The sequence below is a fragment of the Henriciella mobilis genome (assembly GCF_003576285.1).
GTDB classification, from domain to species: domain Bacteria; phylum Pseudomonadota; class Alphaproteobacteria; order Caulobacterales; family Hyphomonadaceae; genus Henriciella; species Henriciella mobilis.
This window is the reverse complement of record NZ_QWFX01000005.1, coordinates 351,102-365,732: the sequence shown is the minus strand read 5'-3', so window position 1 is coordinate 365,732 and position 14,631 is coordinate 351,102. Positions and strand designations below refer to the sequence as shown.

The window sequence follows — 14,631 nt, the reverse complement described above, 5'->3', positions numbered from 1 at the left end:
ATGGGGCCTGCCATATCGTGGATGGCCAGCCCCCGCCTAAGGGCGATATAAAGGGTCACCTGCGGCGCGCCAAGCGTCTGGCCCGCCGCAAGGTCTGATCTACTGCAATTGATAAGAGAGCGGAAACGGGTTCTCAGCCTGTTTCGGCTTCGCCCGCATCGCCGTCGTCATCCTCATGTGCACCGTCCTCATTGAGAAGCACTTCGGACAACAGACCGGACTGCTTGCGGATCGCCGTTTCGATTTCGTCGGCAATATCGGGATTGTCCTTCAGGAACTGCCGTGTCTTCTCGCGACCCTGGCCGATCCGGTCATCCTTGTAGGAATACCAGGAACCGGATTTCTCTATGACCTCACACTTCACACCGAGATCGATGAGTTCGCCGGTCTTCGAAATGCCCTCACCGTAGATGATGTCGAACTCGACCTGCCGGAAAGGCGGAGCGACCTTGTTCTTGACCACCTTGACGCGCGTCTGGTTGCCGATCACTTCGTCACGATCCTTGATCGCGCCGATACGGCGGATATCTAGGCGGACCGAGGCATAGAATTTCAGCGCATTACCGCCGGTCGTGGTTTCCGGGCTGCCGAACATGACACCGATCTTCATGCGAATCTGGTTGATGAAGATCACCATGCATTTCGACTTTGAGATCGAGCCGGTCAGCTTGCGCAGCGCCTGGCTCATCAGGCGGGCCTGCAGACCAGGCAGAGAATCGCCCATCTCGCCTTCAATCTCGGCCCGCGGCGTCAGGGCCGCCACGGAGTCGATGACCAGCAGGTCGACAGCGCCCGAGCGCACCAGCGTGTCGGCGATCTCCAGCGCCTGCTCGCCAGTATCAGGCTGGGAAACGAGCAGATCGTCCAGGTCGACGCCGAGCTTGGCGGCATAGCTCGGATCAAGCGCGTGTTCTGCGTCAACGAAGGCGCAGACGCCGCCATCTTTCTGGGCTTCGGCAACCGCATGCAGCGACAGCGTCGTCTTGCCAGAGCTTTCAGGCCCGTAAATCTCGATGATGCGCCCGCGCGGCAGGCCGCCAATACCGAGCGCGATATCGAGCCCGAGCGATCCGGTCGACACCGACTCGATATCGGAGACTTTCTTGTCGCCGAGCCGCATGACCGATCCCTTGCCAAAGGAGCGTTCTATGTTCGACAGAGCGGTTTCGAGTGCTTTCTGCTTGTCCAAGCCGGACTCCTTGTCCACGAGTTGCAGTGCAGGTTTCGCCATGAGTCGTCTCCTTAGGTCCATATCTGACCCTGCAATGCAAGGCCGGCGTCACATCTGAGGAAAGGTCTGTACCACAAATGTTCTCAAGAACAAAACAAAAACTTTTGCCCGTTCCTGCTGGCTTGCCCACAGCGTTGGCGAGGGCGTAGACTCCGGCTTCGAACCGCAGCAAGGAAACAAGATGATTGCGCCTGTCCGCTTCCCGTTTCTCGCAGCAGCAATGGCGATTGGCCAATTGCCAGCCCTTCCAGCCCTCGCGCAGGCAGCCCCGACCGACGAACAGGAAGCGCCGCCGACGACGCTCCCCTTCAGCCCGACAGTCCAGTCCGCACCACCCGAACGTCCGACCTATCCGCAAGTACGGCAGCCCGCCCCGCCAGCAGACCCGCTATGCACAGAAATCGGGCAGATCATTCGCGCCGGCGTTGTTGCAAGCCGCTTTGCGTCGCTTTCGGCGGGCACCGCGCAAGGCAGCGTCATCGGCACTTATCCAGCCGGCAACGCGCTGCAATCGCTCGGCGCGGATTATTGCACCGTCGTGGTCCCGGCGGCCGATCCCGCAACGGCCAGCTCCGCTTACAACCAGGTCACCTGCCAGCTCGGCTTGGCCCATAGCGAAGTGCCCTATCTCAACGACTACCGTGACCAGCGGTCCGAAATCGCCGCTCGGCTCGGAGAGTGCCCAGCCATGGCACAGTGGACCGCGTCAGACCCTGGGGCGAGCCCTCTGGGCGCAGGCGCAGTCGATGAATCGCTGGTGTTCAGCCATCCGGACGTCGCTGTCGAGATCGTACTGCGTGCCACCCATCGCCAGCGTGTTGGCGAATGGCCGATGGACTACATGCGCAGCCTGTCACTGATTTTCCGCACGCCCAATCCCGACCGCCCGGCTGACGGCACGGCGCCAACCGCACCGGGGCCCCGGCCCTGAGTCTGGCCTCTTCCAATAGCGGCGATTTGGACCCATTATGAGCCTCATGCTTACGCGTACCGGAAAAACCTCAGGCGAAGCCAAGATTCGCTATCTCGACGCCGATCTCGAAGTGATCAGCCCTGGCGATTACGTCACCTGTGCGGTCACGGGCCGAAAGATTCCGCTGCAGGCGCTACGTTACTGGAGCGTGGATCACCAGGAAGCCTATGTCGACGCAGCGGCTGCCGCCAGCCGGATGATACCCGGCCAGAAATAGGCGGTGACCAGGCCGATGCCTTTTCCGCGCCTCTTGACCCTTCTTGCCCTGCTGCTGGCTACAGCTGCGCCTGCCGCCAATGGCGAGCCGATCACCGCCGAAAGCCTGTCATGTTCGGGCATTACCAAGCAGAGTGGCCTCATCCGATGCAAGGGCCCTGCTGACCTGGAAATCGAGATTTCCGGACCGGACGGCGAACACCTTCGCACCGTGCAGACCGACGAAACCGGAGCTGTTCTGATCGGCCTGCGTCAGGATGAACCCTCGCCGCTGCGCCTCAAGCCGCTGGCGAGCGACATCCCCCCAATCAGCCTGACGATTGCCCCGCGCCAGGATGATTTCCGGCTGATCAATGGGTTCAATTGCGACAAGGTCGACGCACGCACAGACGCTCAGAAACAGCATGCCGCCGAAAGCTGGGTAAAGAAGCAGGCCGCCTTTGCAAGCTTCAACCCGGGCCCGCAATTGCGCGACGGCTTCGTCGAGCCGGTCGACGGTCCGGCCTCCTCGCCGTTCGGGCCGACGCGCAAATATATCGGCACCGGCGCCAATGGCGAGGCCTGTGAGAAGATCTCGGTGCATGAAGGGTACGACTTCGCCGTGCCAACCGGAACGCCGGTCTATGCACCAGCCGGCGGGCGTGTCGTGCTGGCCGATCCCGATCTCTATTATGAAGGCGGCACCGTCTTTCTGGACCATGGCGGCGGCCTTGTTTCGGTCTTCCTGCACCTCTCCGAAGTCACGGTGGAAGAAGGCCACGTGATCTCGCAGGGCGAACCGCTGGGGAAGACAGGCAATACCGGACGCACAACCGGGCCGCACCTCCACTGGGCCGTGAAGTGGCGCAATTCTGCCAGCGACAGCCGCGATGGAGACTTCTACATCGACCCGGCCCTGCTCCTGAACTGGGGACGGTAATCCGCCTCGCGGGCGACCGGCCCGGCAGACCCGATTCAGGTGACAGCGGGAACTTTCGGCCTAGTTCCCGGATTGAATGGGGTAATCCCTACCCCGCAAGACTGGAGGCAATTCATGTCCGCTGATACTTTCGCTGTAACCAAGATCGTCGGCACGTCGCCCACCTCGATCGAGGACGCCATTGACGGCGCGTTGACCACCGCCCGCAAGACGCTGCGCAATCTCGACTGGTTCGAAGTCGTCTCGACGCGCGGCTACATCAATGACGGCAAGGTGGCCTACTACCAGGTAACACTGGAGATCGGCTTCAAATACGAAGCGGCCAGCTAAGCGATCTCTTGCCCGCTGGGCCAGACGAGCGCAGTGTTCTGCCTCCTTGAGGAGGGAGAACACAATGAAAAACGTGATTGTCGGCCTGGGCGCCATCCTGGCGGCCGCCTGCGCTACAGCGCCCAGCCAGCAGGCTGAGACCACACCACCGCCCGGCTCCAACGAAATGCTCCGTGCGGGCATTTCAGGTCTGGACGGCTATGAGCTGATCATTTCCGATGTCGTCATCCCCGCTGGCGCTACGGTGCCACGCCACTACCACCCCGGCGAAGAGTTCGTGTATGTCATCTCAGGCTCGGCAATCCATGTCCAACAGGGCAAGCCGGACGTAGAGCTGAAGTCCGGTGATGCCTTCGTGATTGAACCCGAAGCCATTCACGCGCCGCGCGGCGGGCCAGACGGGGCGCGGGCCATCGTCTTTCGGCTCCATGTCGCTGACCAGCCAGAACGTATCCTTGTCGATGAAGCCGAGGCCCACCATCACGGCGAGGGTGCCGACCATCAGCACTGAACGAGGCTGACGACCCGCGCTGCAACCGGCAAGCAACAAGGCAAGCGCATGGACGTTGGTTCAGATACGTAGCTTGCTAGGTGACTTCACCATGGGCAGTATCGATTTCAGTATAGATATGGCAGCGGCCGACATGCTGCTGCGCCTTGGGCTCGCGGCATTCTGTGGCCTGCTCATTGGCTTCGAGCGTGAGGCCCGAGACCGTCCGGCCGGGATGCGCACGCACATGCTGACCAGTCTGGCCGCTGCCCTTTTTGCCGTCATTGCGATTGAGATGATCGCGCGTTTCGGATCGGACTCCGCTGCAACGCAGCTTGATCCGATCCGCGTGGTCGAAGCGGTGACGGCAGGCGTGGCCTTTCTCGCCGCCGGGACAATCATCCAGTCGCGCGGGTCCGTCAAAGGTCTGACGACGGGTGCCGGCATGTGGCTGGCGGGTGCCGTCGGACTTGCCAGCGGCGCGGGTTTCTACCTCGTCGCCGCGAGCGGGACTGTTCTCGCCCTGCTCATCCTGCTGCCCTTCAAATTCATGGAAGACCGGCTGTTTGATGAAGGGTCCGCAGACGACAGGAAACAGGACCGCCCTAAGGCTTGAGCAGCGTCGCGCCGACGGTCTTGCCACTTTCGATTGCCCGGTGCGCGTCGGCTGCACTCGCAAGATCGAAGGTCTGGCCGACCTGCGCCTTGATCGTTCCGGCGCGAAGGGCGCCAAACAAGGCCGCGGCCCCTTTTTTCAGGCCCTCCTCGGTATTGACGAAATGGAACAGTCCGGGCCGGGTCATCACAAGAGACCCCCGCCTTGACAGTTCACCCGGCGCGATCGGATCGACGGCACCGGACGCGTTTCCGAAGGTCACGTACCAGCCGCGCGGCTTCAAACTGTCGAGAGACGCCTTGGCGGAGTCCTTGCCGACGCTGTCATAGCTGACATCAACGCCCTTGCCGCCGGTCAAGGCTCTCGCCCGGCCGGCAACATCCTCATGGGCGTATATAACATCCATCGCTCCGATTTCGCGGGCCTTTCCGGCCTTCTCTTCGGATGACGTCACGGCGATCACTCTCACCCCCAGAGACGTCGCCCAGGGTACCAGGATAGACCCCACGCCGCCGACGGGCGCCCAGACCAGCGCCGTTTCGCCCGGCTCGGGCCGGTAGACCTCGAACAGGAGCATCCACGCCGTGAGCCCCTTCAGGATCACCGCAGCGCCTTCTTCTTCGCTGACCCCGTCAGGCAGGACCAGCAGACGCGAGGCAGGACCGGTAAAGTGTGTCGCATAGGTGCCAGAACCAAGATAGGCGACCCTGTCGCCCGGCTTGACGTTTTCCACGCCCTCCCCGACGGCCTCGACCGTGCCGGCGGCTTCTGAACCGAGCGTGAATGGCATCTTCACCGGATAGAGGCCGGAGCGATGATACGTGTCGATGAAGTTGAGGCCGATCGCGCTCTGGCGTATCAGCGCCTCGCCCGGTCCGGGCTGGCGCGGCTCCATGGCAACCTTGGTCAAGACATCGGGGCCACCGGTCTCGTTAATCTGAATGCAATATGCGTCGCTCATGGTTAATCACTCCCGGAATCATGATCTTGTAGCTGTGATGAGGAACATAGGGATGATCTGCGGAATAGACGAGGCCGGAAGAGGGCCGTGGGCCGGGCCGGTAACGGCCGCGGCGGTCATTCTTGATCCCGCGCAACCAGTTACAGGCCTTACAGATTCCAAGAAGCTGACCGAAGCGCGCCGTGAGGCACTCTATCCCGAAATCAAGGCCAAGGCCCTCGGCTATGGCATCGGCTGGGCAAGCCCTGACGAGATCGATGCCTTTAACATTCGCGAGGCGACTTTCCTCGCCATGCGCCGTGCCGTCGCCATTATGGGCCTGGTCCCTGAACTGATTCTTGTGGATGGAAACGCGCTGCCAGCGACACTGCCCTGCCCTGCCAAGGCCATCGTAAAGGGCGACCTCACGGAGCCGTCCATCTCTGCCGCCTCTATCCTGGCCAAGGTTGCGCGCGATCGCGCAATGGAAGAACTGGCAAACCGCTTTCCCGGCTACGGCCTTCGCCGCCACAAGGGATATGGCACCGCCGAGCATGCCGAAGCGCTGGAATCGCTCGGCCCCTGCAGCTGTCACCGCAAGAGCTTTGCGCCGGTGCAGAGAGTTCTGAAGGCCGCGTAGGCCTTGAATTGCCCCAGAAAATTCCGCGATTTCAACGAACGGCGTTAACGACTCATTAACCAAGTCAGCCGGACTCTCCGCCGATTGCCGGGAGGAGTTTGTCCGCAATGATCGTTTTCGGGGCCCACCCCTGGTTCGGAGAGACCGGACGCAAGTACAAGTTCAATGTGACGCTGACCGACAGAGGCATTCCGAACGGCGGCGGCATCTATATCTTTGTGCGCCGGCGTTTCGTCTTCTTCCTGGAGCCGCTCTATATTGGCAAGGCCACCAATCTGAAGAGCCGCATCATCGGACACGAACGCTGGGCCGAAGCCTGGTGGGACCGCGGCGCAACCGAGCGCCATATCCTAAAAATTTCCAATGCCCGTGAGCGGGCTCGTATAGAAGAAGACCTGATCCGCCACTACCAGCCGGTGATGAACGAAATGCTTGTCCCCCGAGGGCTCCATGACGCCCCGAATAACAAGCGCCTGGCAAAGGCGTGGCGGCGCAAGCGCTTCTGGAACAAATTCTGGTGGGGCAAGCCGCATATCGGCTAAATCAGGGGCGCCGGACGCCACGTAACCCCTCCACGGACGGTCTGTTTCTGCATAGACTGCAAGAAACAGAACAATCCGGAGGAAGCTCAATATGGGCGACAGCATCTTCAATCTTGGAGACCTGCTCGATGCAGTCGGCGCAGTGCTCGGTCCAGACGATCCGGCGCTGATTCATGGTGACCGTGTGATCAGCTGGCCGCAGATGACGGCCCGCTCGAACAATGTCGCACGGAACCTGCGCGAACGCGGTGCCGAAACAGGCGACAAGGCCGGCTTCTACCTGCGCAACCAGCCCGAATACATGGAAGCGCTGGCCGCCTGCTTCAAAGGCCGTTTCACCCATGTGAACGTCAATTACCGCTATCTCGACGATGAGCTGCACTACATTTTCGACAATTCGGACGCAGCCATTGTCTTTTTCGACCGCGAGTTCCGCGAGAATGTCGAACGCGTGAAGGATCGCCTGCCGAAGGTAAAGTTCTGGGTCGAGATTGGCGGCGACGGGACCGACACACCAGACTTCGCAATCACCTACGAAACACTGGCGACAGAGGGCGATGGCGCGCCGCTCGAGATCGAGCGCTCCGATGACGACCTGATTTTCCTCTATACCGGCGGGACGACCGGCATGCCCAAGGGTGTCATGTGGTCCCACCGCATCTGGCGGGAATCTTCCCTTGAATCAATGCTCAAGATCTACGGATTCGCACCTGAATCTATGGAGCAGCACCTTGTTCTTGTCGATCAGATGGGCAAGCTGTCTCGCCAGCTTCCTGCCTGTCCGCTCATGCATGGGACCGGACTTTTCACGGCAATGGGCGCGATGATCGGCGGCGGCGCCATTGTGACCCTAGAAAACACAAAGCATTTCGACCCGGTCGAACTCTGGGAGACGGTTGACCGGCGCGGCGTCACCGCCATGGCGATTGTTGGCGATGCTTTCGCCAAGCCGATGTTACGCGTGCTCGACGAAGCCCCTGGAAAATATGATCTTTCTTCGGTCCAGACCATCACCAGCTCAGGCGTGATGTGGTCGATGGAAGTCAAGCGCGGCCTCATCCGGCACATGCCACAGGTCGCGCTGATGGACAGTTTCGGCGCCTCCGAGGCCGTCGGATTCGGTATGTCGGTGACAACGGCGGACGGTGTCCAGCAGACCGCAAAGTTCGAGCTTGGCCAGAACTGCAAGGTTTTCACCGAAGACCGCAGAGAGGTGAAGCCCGGCTCCGGCGAGCCCGGTTTCATTGCACGAGGCGGGGCGGTACCGCTCGGCTACTACAAGGATCCGGAGAAGACCGCGAAGACTTTCTGGGAGGTCGATGGCGTGCGCTATGCGGTGCCCGGCGATTGGTGCACGGTTGAGGAAGACGGCACGATCACCCTGCTTGGACGCGGCTCGAACTGTATCAATTCCGCCGGCGAGAAGATCTATCCGGAAGAGGTCGAGGAAGCGCTGAAGGGCCATGACGCGGTGCGCGACGCGCTTGTGGTGGGCCTGCCGGACGAGAAATGGGGCCAGGCGGTCACAGCCGTTGTGGAGCTGAATGAAGGTGCCGCGACCGATGAGGACACGCTGCGCGCCTTCGTGCAGACACAGCTTGCCCGTTACAAGGCGCCCAAGCGGATCCTGTTCAAGGACAGTCTCGGACGCGCGCCGAACGGCAAGGCGGACTACAAGGCGATCAAGGCCTATGCCGAAGAAAAGCTTGGTGTGTCCGCCTGAGCACGGGACGGATGTCTTTCCTCCGCAGGACGTCTGCGCACCGATCGAGACGGATCCGGTATGATTTCCGTACAAAAACAGTACGAAAACAGTATGATTCCGGGCTGATTGCGGGCTGGCGCGCGCATGCTGGCCGAACCGCCTTGCAATCGCCCGGACGCTCGGCCAAAAAAAGCATCAGTTGCGAGGGGATGCAGAATGCGCCGTTTCCTTTTCTGGTTTCTGCTGCTTGTCCTGGTCGGCGGGACCGTCGGCAGCATCTTGTTCATGCTCCAGCCGCGACCGTCGCTGCACCATCCGCAATTCGGCAATGACTGTCTCGACCTGCTGACCGACGAGACGGAATCGGCGGTCGATTGCGTGCGCGTCTTCTATGGCACCAATCGCGATGTCCGCTTCGATGGCGAAGGCCCGGCGCCGGATGGCGAGATCGATACGACAGACGTCGTCGCCGCGGATTCACAGCAGCTGCATGTCGGGCGAGCCGATGTCTGGCTGCCCAAGCTGATCGAGGAAGGCGGCACGCGCGAGCGCGGCGAGACCCCGTTCCTGAAAGGCGAGCCGCCAGAGGAACAGGACGAGCTGGTCAAATATGTCTTCCTGACCCGGATCACCAAGGCCGGCGAGCAACGCTTCCTGATGGAGCTCGACGAGGCGCTGATCGACCAGAACTCCTATGCCGCCCTGCTCTTCGTTCACGGCTTCAACACGCCCTTCGAGGATGCGCTGATCCGCTCGGCGCAGCTCTCGGTCGACCTGTCCCAGCGCGGGCTGTTCGATGTCGGCGTGCCGCTGCTCTTCTCGTGGCCCTCGGCCGGCCAGGTCTCGCTCGGCCACTATAAGGGCGACCAGGACCGCTCGATCGCGGCGGCGCCCTACCTGGAACAGTTCCTCGACCTGATCATCGAGAACAGTGATATCGACCGCATCAACATCGTCGCGCATTCGATGGGCAACCGCATCCTGACCAAGGCGCTTGAGGACTATGCCGCCGACTATCTCCAGCGTCATGGCGAGGCCGAAATCGAGTTCCGCATCATCCTCGTGGCCGCCGATGTCGACCGCGAAATCTTCGACCAGGTCACCGGCGTGCTCGACAATCTGCAAGCCAATGTCACGATCTACACCTCCGATGCCGACCGCGCGCTGCATGTCTCCGAGATCGTCAACAAGGGCAAGCTGCGGCTTGGCGATACGGACGGCAACAAGCCCTATATCCGCCTCAACGAGTTTTACGAGACGGTCGATGCGACCGGCGTTGCAACCGAGCTGTTCGGCCTCGGCCACAACTATTATTCCGATAATCCCTTCATCCTGGGCGACATGCTGTGCGCCATGGCCGAGGCCAATCCCGAAGAGCGCGCCCTGGAGCGCCTGCGCTATGCCGACCTGGAAGATGGCGATGAGTACTACCGCGTCAACGCCGCCATCGAGCCTGGCTATGAGGAATGCTCCCTGTTCCGGAATGCCTTCCCGCTCAACAATATCAGCCAGGCGCCGGAAGAACCGCGCTTCGAGCCCATGGCGCTGCCGCCGCCGCCTGAAATGGCACCGATGGAGCGCGAGATCGCCCCGGCCGCGATCCCGCCGCTGGACCTGACGCTCTACGTTGCCGACCGGGACAATTTCGACCCGCAGGCCCTCGCCCCGCAATTCATGCCACAGCTGAACCGCGCGCCTGTCGCCTCGGTCCGGATCCAGGCGCATACCGACACGGTCGGCACGCCTGAAGAAAACCAGGCCCGGACCGAGCAATGGGCCGCAGCGATGCAGGCCTATATCGTCAACGCCACCGGCCTCGACCCGTCACAGGTCACCACCGAAGCCTATGGCGACACACGGCCTGTCGTGGCCACGGATGACGAAGTCGACGAGCCGCGCAACCGCCGCATCGAGCTGACGATCCAGTACCAGTAGGTGTCAGGGCGCCTCTGCCTGCTGGGCAAGCGCCACATCGAGCTTGCGGATTTCGCGCGCAACCTGGCGGGGCAGCCGCTCTGCCGGGCCGGGCGCGATGCCTTTCCAAAGGCTTTCACCTTCCGGTGACACTGCGTCGAGGGACAGCGATTCCTGGCCGTTCCAAAGGATCAGCCGACTGGAAAGCTCGATACCCGCCTCGCCACTGCCTACAAGCATGAGACCCTTACGGCGGCTGACTTCATACAGGACCACCTCGGTCAGTGCCGTGGCGAGCGCATCATGTCCCTCATCCTCGGTCGCGTTTTCCGTGGGCAACACGGAGACAGGCTGCAGAGGGACAGTCATGCCCTTGCGCCCCGAATTCCCTGGCAGGATGAGGATAAGGGAAATGACAGCGGCGGCGACAAGCCCGCCCAGAAGGAGCGTCTTGCGGCGGCTGAGCGCACCGCTTGCCGTTAGCGTGGTTTTCCCGGCAGGCGCGCCTGTCTGGCTGACCGGCGCGATGACCCGGTAGCCGCGCTTTGGCAGCGTCTCTATGTATTGCGGCCGGCGCGCATCATCGCCCAGCGCCTTCCTGATATCGGCGATAACAACGGCGACGCTGTTGGGGCTGACTGAACGCCCATCCCACACCCGATCAATGATCTCGGCGAGCGAAACGGGCTTGCCCGCTTGCGCGCACAGCACATCCAGCAGCGAGGCCGCACGCACTTCCAGCCTGACCGTCTCGTCCTCTCTGGAGAGACTGCCGGTGGACGGCGAAAAGCGCCAGCTGCCCAGTTGGATGTCATCGCTCATCTACGGCCTCCGGTGCTCCTGATAGCCCATAATCGGGTGGCCGCAATCCAGCCTGTAGTTTCAGCATACTTTCTTTATTTGCCCTGTCTCCGCGAAGGCACCTTGTTGAGGGTCCACTCTTACGGAGACCCATCCATGCACATCCTGACCAGAACCATCCTCACCATCACCGCGCTCAGCCTGCTGCAGGGCGCCGCCATGTCGCAGGAGGCGAGCACGCTCAGCTTTGCCGGTCATGACTGGCGCGTGACCGCACAGGCGGCTGAGGTGACCACCCATGATGGCCGCGATGCCCTGGCGCTGACCGGTGGACGGGTCTGGACCGATGACCTGACCTTCACGGACGGCGTGATCAGCTTCGACGTCGCCTACCAGGAAGAAACGATATTCGTCGGTGCCAGCTGGCGTACCGATGCGGCAGGCGAATTCATGGAAGACGTCTATTTTCGCGGTCACCTCAATGAGAAGCCGGACGCGATGCAGTACACGCCCGAGGTCAACGGACTTTCAGCCTGGCAGATTTTCTCTGATGACAACGCTGGAGGTCCGGTCAGCCAGCAATTCGGTGCGTGGAACACGGTACGGATCGTCGTTGAGGGCGACATGGCGGACATTTATTTCAACAGCGACACGCCGGTGCTCCATGTTCCGGACCTGAAGACGGACAGGGATGCGGGAGGCATTGCGCTGCGGTCCACAGGCGTCAATTCAGGCACAGCCTATTATTCGAACCTGGTGGTACGCCCGCTGGCCGCTGGAGAGGGTGTGACAGGAACCCCGAAGGCGGACGCCAAACCGCCGGCAGGCGCGATAGAAAGCTGGCAGGTTTCTTCCACCGCCATCGACGAAGCACTTGTCGCTGGCGCGACCGAGCTTCCAACCGAATTGATCAAGGACCTTGGTTTCGCAGCGGTGGCGACGGAGACCAATGGCATTGCCAACCTGGCCCGCGTCACGGGACCGGCGAGCGGGGCCGACACCTTGCTGGTGCGGCTGAAACTGACCTCCGATACCGACCAGATGAAGCAGCTTGTCTTCGGCTATTCCGACCGGGTGCGGCTCTATCTCAACGGCAAGCTCGTCTATGGCGGCGATGCGAGCTGGAAGGCGCGCGACTATCGTTTTCTTGGCACGGTCGGCTTCTTCGACGCGGTGGGGCTGGACCTCAAAGCAGGTGAAAACGAGCTGATCGCAGCCGTCTCGGAGACGTTTGGCGGCTGGGCATGGGCCGGCGCCATGGCCGATCGCGACGGCGTGAAGCTCGACTAGCGCCTATGTCGGCCTTGTATCTCCTGCGGCATAGCAGGAGGGCCAAGGGGCGGTGGGTTGTGCATGAACCCCGCACTTCCCGCCGCTTGCCTGCCATGCCATACGGCCATCATGGCTGACGACATGATGACGGGCATGGTCCCGCCGCTCTTTGCCGACGTGCCGAAGAGCGTGACCTTCAAGAAACTGCGCAAGCGGATCGTGCGAAACGCGCTGCAGGCGATCGACCAGTTCGGCATGGTCGACCGCTCGCGCACGGGCCCGCCGCCGAAATGGCTGGTCTGCCTGTCGGGCGGCAAGGATTCCTATGGCCTGCTCGCTGCGCTCATCGACCTGAAATGGCAGGGCGCGCTGCCGGTCGATCTCATCGCCTGCAATCTCGACCAGGGCCAGCCGGGCTTTCCGAAACACGTCCTGCCGGAATGGCTGGACAGGGTGGGCGTCAAATACCGGATCGAGACCGAAGACACCTATTCCATCGTGACGGAGAAGGTGCCCGAGGGGCGCACCTTCTGTTCCATGTGCTCGCGCCTGCGCCGGGGCATTCTCTACCGCATCGCGCGCGAGGAAGGTTGCGAGGCCATCGTGCTCGGCCATCACCGCGACGACGCGCTCGAAACCTTCATGATGAACCTCGTGCATGGCGGGCGGCTGGCGGCGATGCCGCCAAAGCTGCTCAACGATGCCGGCGACATGTTCGTGCTGCGCCCGCTGATCAGCTGCGCGGAAGACGACCTCGCCAAGTTCGCCGAGGCGATGGAATTCCCCATCATTCCGTGCAATCTCTGCGGCAGCCAGGATGGCCTGCAACGCCAGGCGATGAAGGCGATGCTGGACGAGTGGGAGCAGAAAAAGCCCGGCGTGCGGCAGGTCATGGCGCATGCGCTGGCAACCGTCCGGCCAAGCCATTTGCATGACCCGCGCGTCTTCGACTTTCTCGGCCTTGCCCTTGGCGGACAGGGCGAGGACGATCCGAACGTTCCGTTCTAAGCCTACTCGGGCCCAGCCTCGGCCGGTGTTTCCGCCGTCCCGCCAATGACGCTGGCGACCCAGTCACCATAGGCGCGGGTGCGGACGTAGACGCCGGGGCTCTCATTGCGCGCGCAACCGAGCCCCCAACTGATGATGCCGACCTGGACCGGGCCATCGTCGCCGCGATAGGCCATGGGCCCGCCACTGTCGCCCTGGCAGGCATCGACCTCGCCAATGCCCGCGCAGATCTGTGTCTCGTGATTGATCTCGAGGCCGGGATCCATGTCGATCTCCCATTCCTCGATCCGGGACTGGATGAAGTCAGTGCATTGCTGGGTATCGACGATTGGCACGAGCCCATCCTGCAGGATCATGCTCGGCGCGCTGACGAGGTGGCCGGTGCGCGAGATTTCCGCTTCGTCCTCAGCGGTCTCGCCCAGCTTGCCGAAGCCCGCTGCCCAGACGCGGTAGGCGCGCGCATCGCCCGGCCGCGCCGGCCAGAGATTGTCCGGGGACACATCGGCGTTCAGCCCGTCCACCGGCATCACAGGCCCGAACCAGGGCCGGTCGAGCTTCAACAGGGCGATGTCATTCCCGTTCTCGGTGCGCCCGGATTCATAGCCTGGATGCACGATCACATCCTCAATGCCGTAGACCGCATCCGGCGGGACATCACCCAGAAAGGGCTGGTTTACGGCCAGCTGCAACGGCCCGAAGCGGACCATGCTGCGCCCGGCTTCGTCGGGGAAGTATTGCACGGCCCGCGCCCCGTCCCCCTCCTCGATATAGACCCCTTCAGCGCAATGCGCCGCTGTCAGCGCCCATCGCGGCGAAATCATGGTCGCGCCGCAGGAATGGTAGACATTGCGGCCCTGATAGGCCTGCAGCGAGGACATTCCGGGCCAGTCCTCGATCCAGGCATCATTGCCCATCACCATCATCTGCGGCTGATTTTCTTCGAAGTCGTCCGGGTAGTGTGCTTCAGGCGCCTGTGCCCAACCGCTTGCTGCTACGAGCGCCAGCACGCAGGACGCTATGCTCAACAGTTTCAT

At 62.2% G+C, this 14,631-nt stretch carries 16 protein-coding genes; 12 read left to right on the top strand and 4 right to left on the bottom strand.

What is annotated here, in order from left to right; all coding sequences use genetic code 11:
* Nucleotides 1-133: 133 nt before the first annotated feature.
* A complete protein-coding gene (recA, locus tag D1223_RS01790; protein ID WP_119374691.1) occupies nt 134-1,231 on the bottom strand; it encodes a recombinase RecA in 1,098 nt (365 codons plus the stop codon).
* A gap of 181 nt (nt 1,232-1,412) precedes the next feature.
* Here recA and D1223_RS01785 point away from each other — a divergent pair, with 181 nt between their 5' ends.
* The 6 genes from D1223_RS01785 (at nt 1,413) to D1223_RS01760 (ending at nt 4,775) form a co-directional block, all read left to right on the top strand.
* Nucleotides 1,413-2,162, top strand: coding sequence for a hypothetical protein (locus D1223_RS01785; RefSeq protein ID WP_119374690.1), 750 nt, complete (start codon nt 1,413-1,415; stop codon nt 2,160-2,162).
* A gap of 37 nt (nt 2,163-2,199) precedes the next feature.
* The gene (locus D1223_RS01780) at nt 2,200-2,421 is read left to right on the top strand and encodes a DUF2093 domain-containing protein (protein ID WP_119374689.1); all 222 of its coding nucleotides are present in this window, start codon (nt 2,200-2,202) and stop codon (nt 2,419-2,421) included.
* A gap of 15 nt (nt 2,422-2,436) precedes the next feature.
* Nucleotides 2,437-3,339, top strand: coding sequence for a M23 family metallopeptidase (locus tag D1223_RS01775; RefSeq protein WP_119374688.1), 903 nt, complete (start codon nt 2,437-2,439; stop codon nt 3,337-3,339).
* A 114-nt stretch (nt 3,340-3,453) separates the two neighbouring features.
* A complete protein-coding gene (locus tag D1223_RS01770) occupies nt 3,454-3,669 on the top strand; it encodes a dodecin (RefSeq protein WP_119374687.1) in 216 nt (71 codons plus the stop codon).
* Between the two features lie 64 nt (nt 3,670-3,733).
* Entirely contained in the window at nt 3,734-4,180 is a 447-nt protein-coding gene (locus D1223_RS01765; protein WP_119374686.1) for a cupin domain-containing protein, read from the top strand.
* 91 nt (nt 4,181-4,271) lie between these two features.
* A complete protein-coding gene (locus D1223_RS01760; RefSeq protein ID WP_119374685.1) occupies nt 4,272-4,775 on the top strand; it encodes an MgtC/SapB family protein in 504 nt (167 codons plus the stop codon).
* Here D1223_RS01760 and D1223_RS01755 read toward each other — a convergent pair.
* Nucleotides 4,765-5,736: a quinone oxidoreductase family protein gene (locus tag D1223_RS01755; protein WP_119374684.1), complete on the bottom strand. Its 972-nt coding sequence runs from the start codon at nt 5,734-5,736 to the stop codon at nt 4,765-4,767. The two genes, D1223_RS01760 and D1223_RS01755, sit on opposite strands and share 11 nt — an antisense overlap.
* A gap of 52 nt (nt 5,737-5,788) precedes the next feature.
* On the opposite strand from D1223_RS01755, the gene rnhB reads away from it, so the two are divergent.
* The 4 genes from rnhB (at nt 5,789) to D1223_RS01735 (ending at nt 10,537) form a co-directional block, all read left to right on the top strand.
* On the top strand, nt 5,789-6,355 hold the full coding sequence (gene rnhB / locus D1223_RS01750) for a ribonuclease HII (RefSeq protein WP_119374683.1): 567 nt from the start codon (nt 5,789-5,791) through the stop codon (nt 6,353-6,355).
* Between the two features lie 107 nt (nt 6,356-6,462).
* Complete coding sequence (locus D1223_RS01745) at nt 6,463-6,897, top strand: GIY-YIG nuclease family protein (RefSeq protein ID WP_119374682.1); 435 nt, start codon at nt 6,463-6,465, stop codon at nt 6,895-6,897.
* A gap of 91 nt (nt 6,898-6,988) precedes the next feature.
* Entirely contained in the window at nt 6,989-8,620 is a 1,632-nt protein-coding gene (locus D1223_RS01740) for an acyl-CoA synthetase (RefSeq protein ID WP_119374681.1), read from the top strand.
* A gap of 198 nt (nt 8,621-8,818) precedes the next feature.
* Nucleotides 8,819-10,537: an alpha/beta hydrolase gene (locus tag D1223_RS01735; RefSeq protein ID WP_158588366.1), complete on the top strand. Its 1,719-nt coding sequence runs from the start codon at nt 8,819-8,821 to the stop codon at nt 10,535-10,537.
* A 3-nt stretch (nt 10,538-10,540) separates the two neighbouring features.
* Here the strand turns inward: D1223_RS01735 and D1223_RS01730 are convergent, their stop codons facing one another.
* Nucleotides 10,541-11,338: a winged helix-turn-helix domain-containing protein gene (locus D1223_RS01730; RefSeq protein ID WP_119374679.1), complete on the bottom strand. Its 798-nt coding sequence runs from the start codon at nt 11,336-11,338 to the stop codon at nt 10,541-10,543.
* Nucleotides 11,339-11,473: 135 nt separating this feature from the next.
* On the opposite strand from D1223_RS01730, the gene D1223_RS01725 reads away from it, so the two are divergent.
* On the top strand, nt 11,474-12,607 hold the full coding sequence (locus D1223_RS01725) for a LamG domain-containing protein (protein WP_119374678.1): 1,134 nt from the start codon (nt 11,474-11,476) through the stop codon (nt 12,605-12,607).
* A gap of 111 nt (nt 12,608-12,718) precedes the next feature.
* Nucleotides 12,719-13,597, top strand: a complete 879-nt coding sequence (ttcA, locus tag D1223_RS01720) for a tRNA 2-thiocytidine(32) synthetase TtcA (RefSeq protein WP_119375243.1) — start codon at nt 12,719-12,721, stop codon at nt 13,595-13,597.
* A gap of 2 nt (nt 13,598-13,599) precedes the next feature.
* Here ttcA and D1223_RS01715 read toward each other — a convergent pair whose 3' ends face one another.
* Nucleotides 13,600-14,631 (bottom strand): serine protease, encoded by a 1,032-nt coding sequence (locus tag D1223_RS01715; protein ID WP_119374677.1) that lies wholly within the window; start codon nt 14,629-14,631, stop codon nt 13,600-13,602.

What these genes read in the sequence shown, in the direction of transcription:
- D1223_RS01715 (WP_119374677.1), bottom strand. Translation starts at nt 14,631, where the DNA reads ATGAAACTGTTGAGCATAGCGTCCTGCGTGCTGGCGCTCGTAGCAGCA.
- D1223_RS01755 (WP_119374684.1), bottom strand. Translation starts at nt 5,736, where the DNA reads ATGAGCGACGCATATTGCATTCAGATTAACGAGACCGGTGGCCCCGAT.
- D1223_RS01740 (WP_119374681.1), top strand. Translation starts at nt 6,989, where the DNA reads ATGGGCGACAGCATCTTCAATCTTGGAGACCTGCTCGATGCAGTCGGC.
- D1223_RS01770 (WP_119374687.1), top strand. Translation starts at nt 3,454, where the DNA reads ATGTCCGCTGATACTTTCGCTGTAACCAAGATCGTCGGCACGTCGCCC.
- D1223_RS01775 (WP_119374688.1), top strand. Translation starts at nt 2,437, where the DNA reads ATGCCTTTTCCGCGCCTCTTGACCCTTCTTGCCCTGCTGCTGGCTACA.
- rnhB (WP_119374683.1), top strand. Translation starts at nt 5,789, where the DNA reads ATGATCTGCGGAATAGACGAGGCCGGAAGAGGGCCGTGGGCCGGGCCG.
- D1223_RS01760 (WP_119374685.1), top strand. Translation starts at nt 4,272, where the DNA reads ATGGGCAGTATCGATTTCAGTATAGATATGGCAGCGGCCGACATGCTG.
- D1223_RS01745 (WP_119374682.1), top strand. Translation starts at nt 6,463, where the DNA reads ATGATCGTTTTCGGGGCCCACCCCTGGTTCGGAGAGACCGGACGCAAG.
- D1223_RS01730 (WP_119374679.1), bottom strand. Translation starts at nt 11,338, where the DNA reads ATGAGCGATGACATCCAACTGGGCAGCTGGCGCTTTTCGCCGTCCACC.
- recA (WP_119374691.1), bottom strand. Translation starts at nt 1,231, where the DNA reads ATGGCGAAACCTGCACTGCAACTCGTGGACAAGGAGTCCGGCTTGGAC.
- D1223_RS01785 (WP_119374690.1), top strand. Translation starts at nt 1,413, where the DNA reads ATGATTGCGCCTGTCCGCTTCCCGTTTCTCGCAGCAGCAATGGCGATT.
- D1223_RS01725 (WP_119374678.1), top strand. Translation starts at nt 11,474, where the DNA reads ATGCACATCCTGACCAGAACCATCCTCACCATCACCGCGCTCAGCCTG.
- D1223_RS01735 (WP_158588366.1), top strand. Translation starts at nt 8,819, where the DNA reads ATGCGCCGTTTCCTTTTCTGGTTTCTGCTGCTTGTCCTGGTCGGCGGG.
- D1223_RS01765 (WP_119374686.1), top strand. Translation starts at nt 3,734, where the DNA reads ATGAAAAACGTGATTGTCGGCCTGGGCGCCATCCTGGCGGCCGCCTGC.
- D1223_RS01780 (WP_119374689.1), top strand. Translation starts at nt 2,200, where the DNA reads ATGAGCCTCATGCTTACGCGTACCGGAAAAACCTCAGGCGAAGCCAAG.
- ttcA (WP_119375243.1), top strand. Translation starts at nt 12,719, where the DNA reads ATGGCTGACGACATGATGACGGGCATGGTCCCGCCGCTCTTTGCCGAC.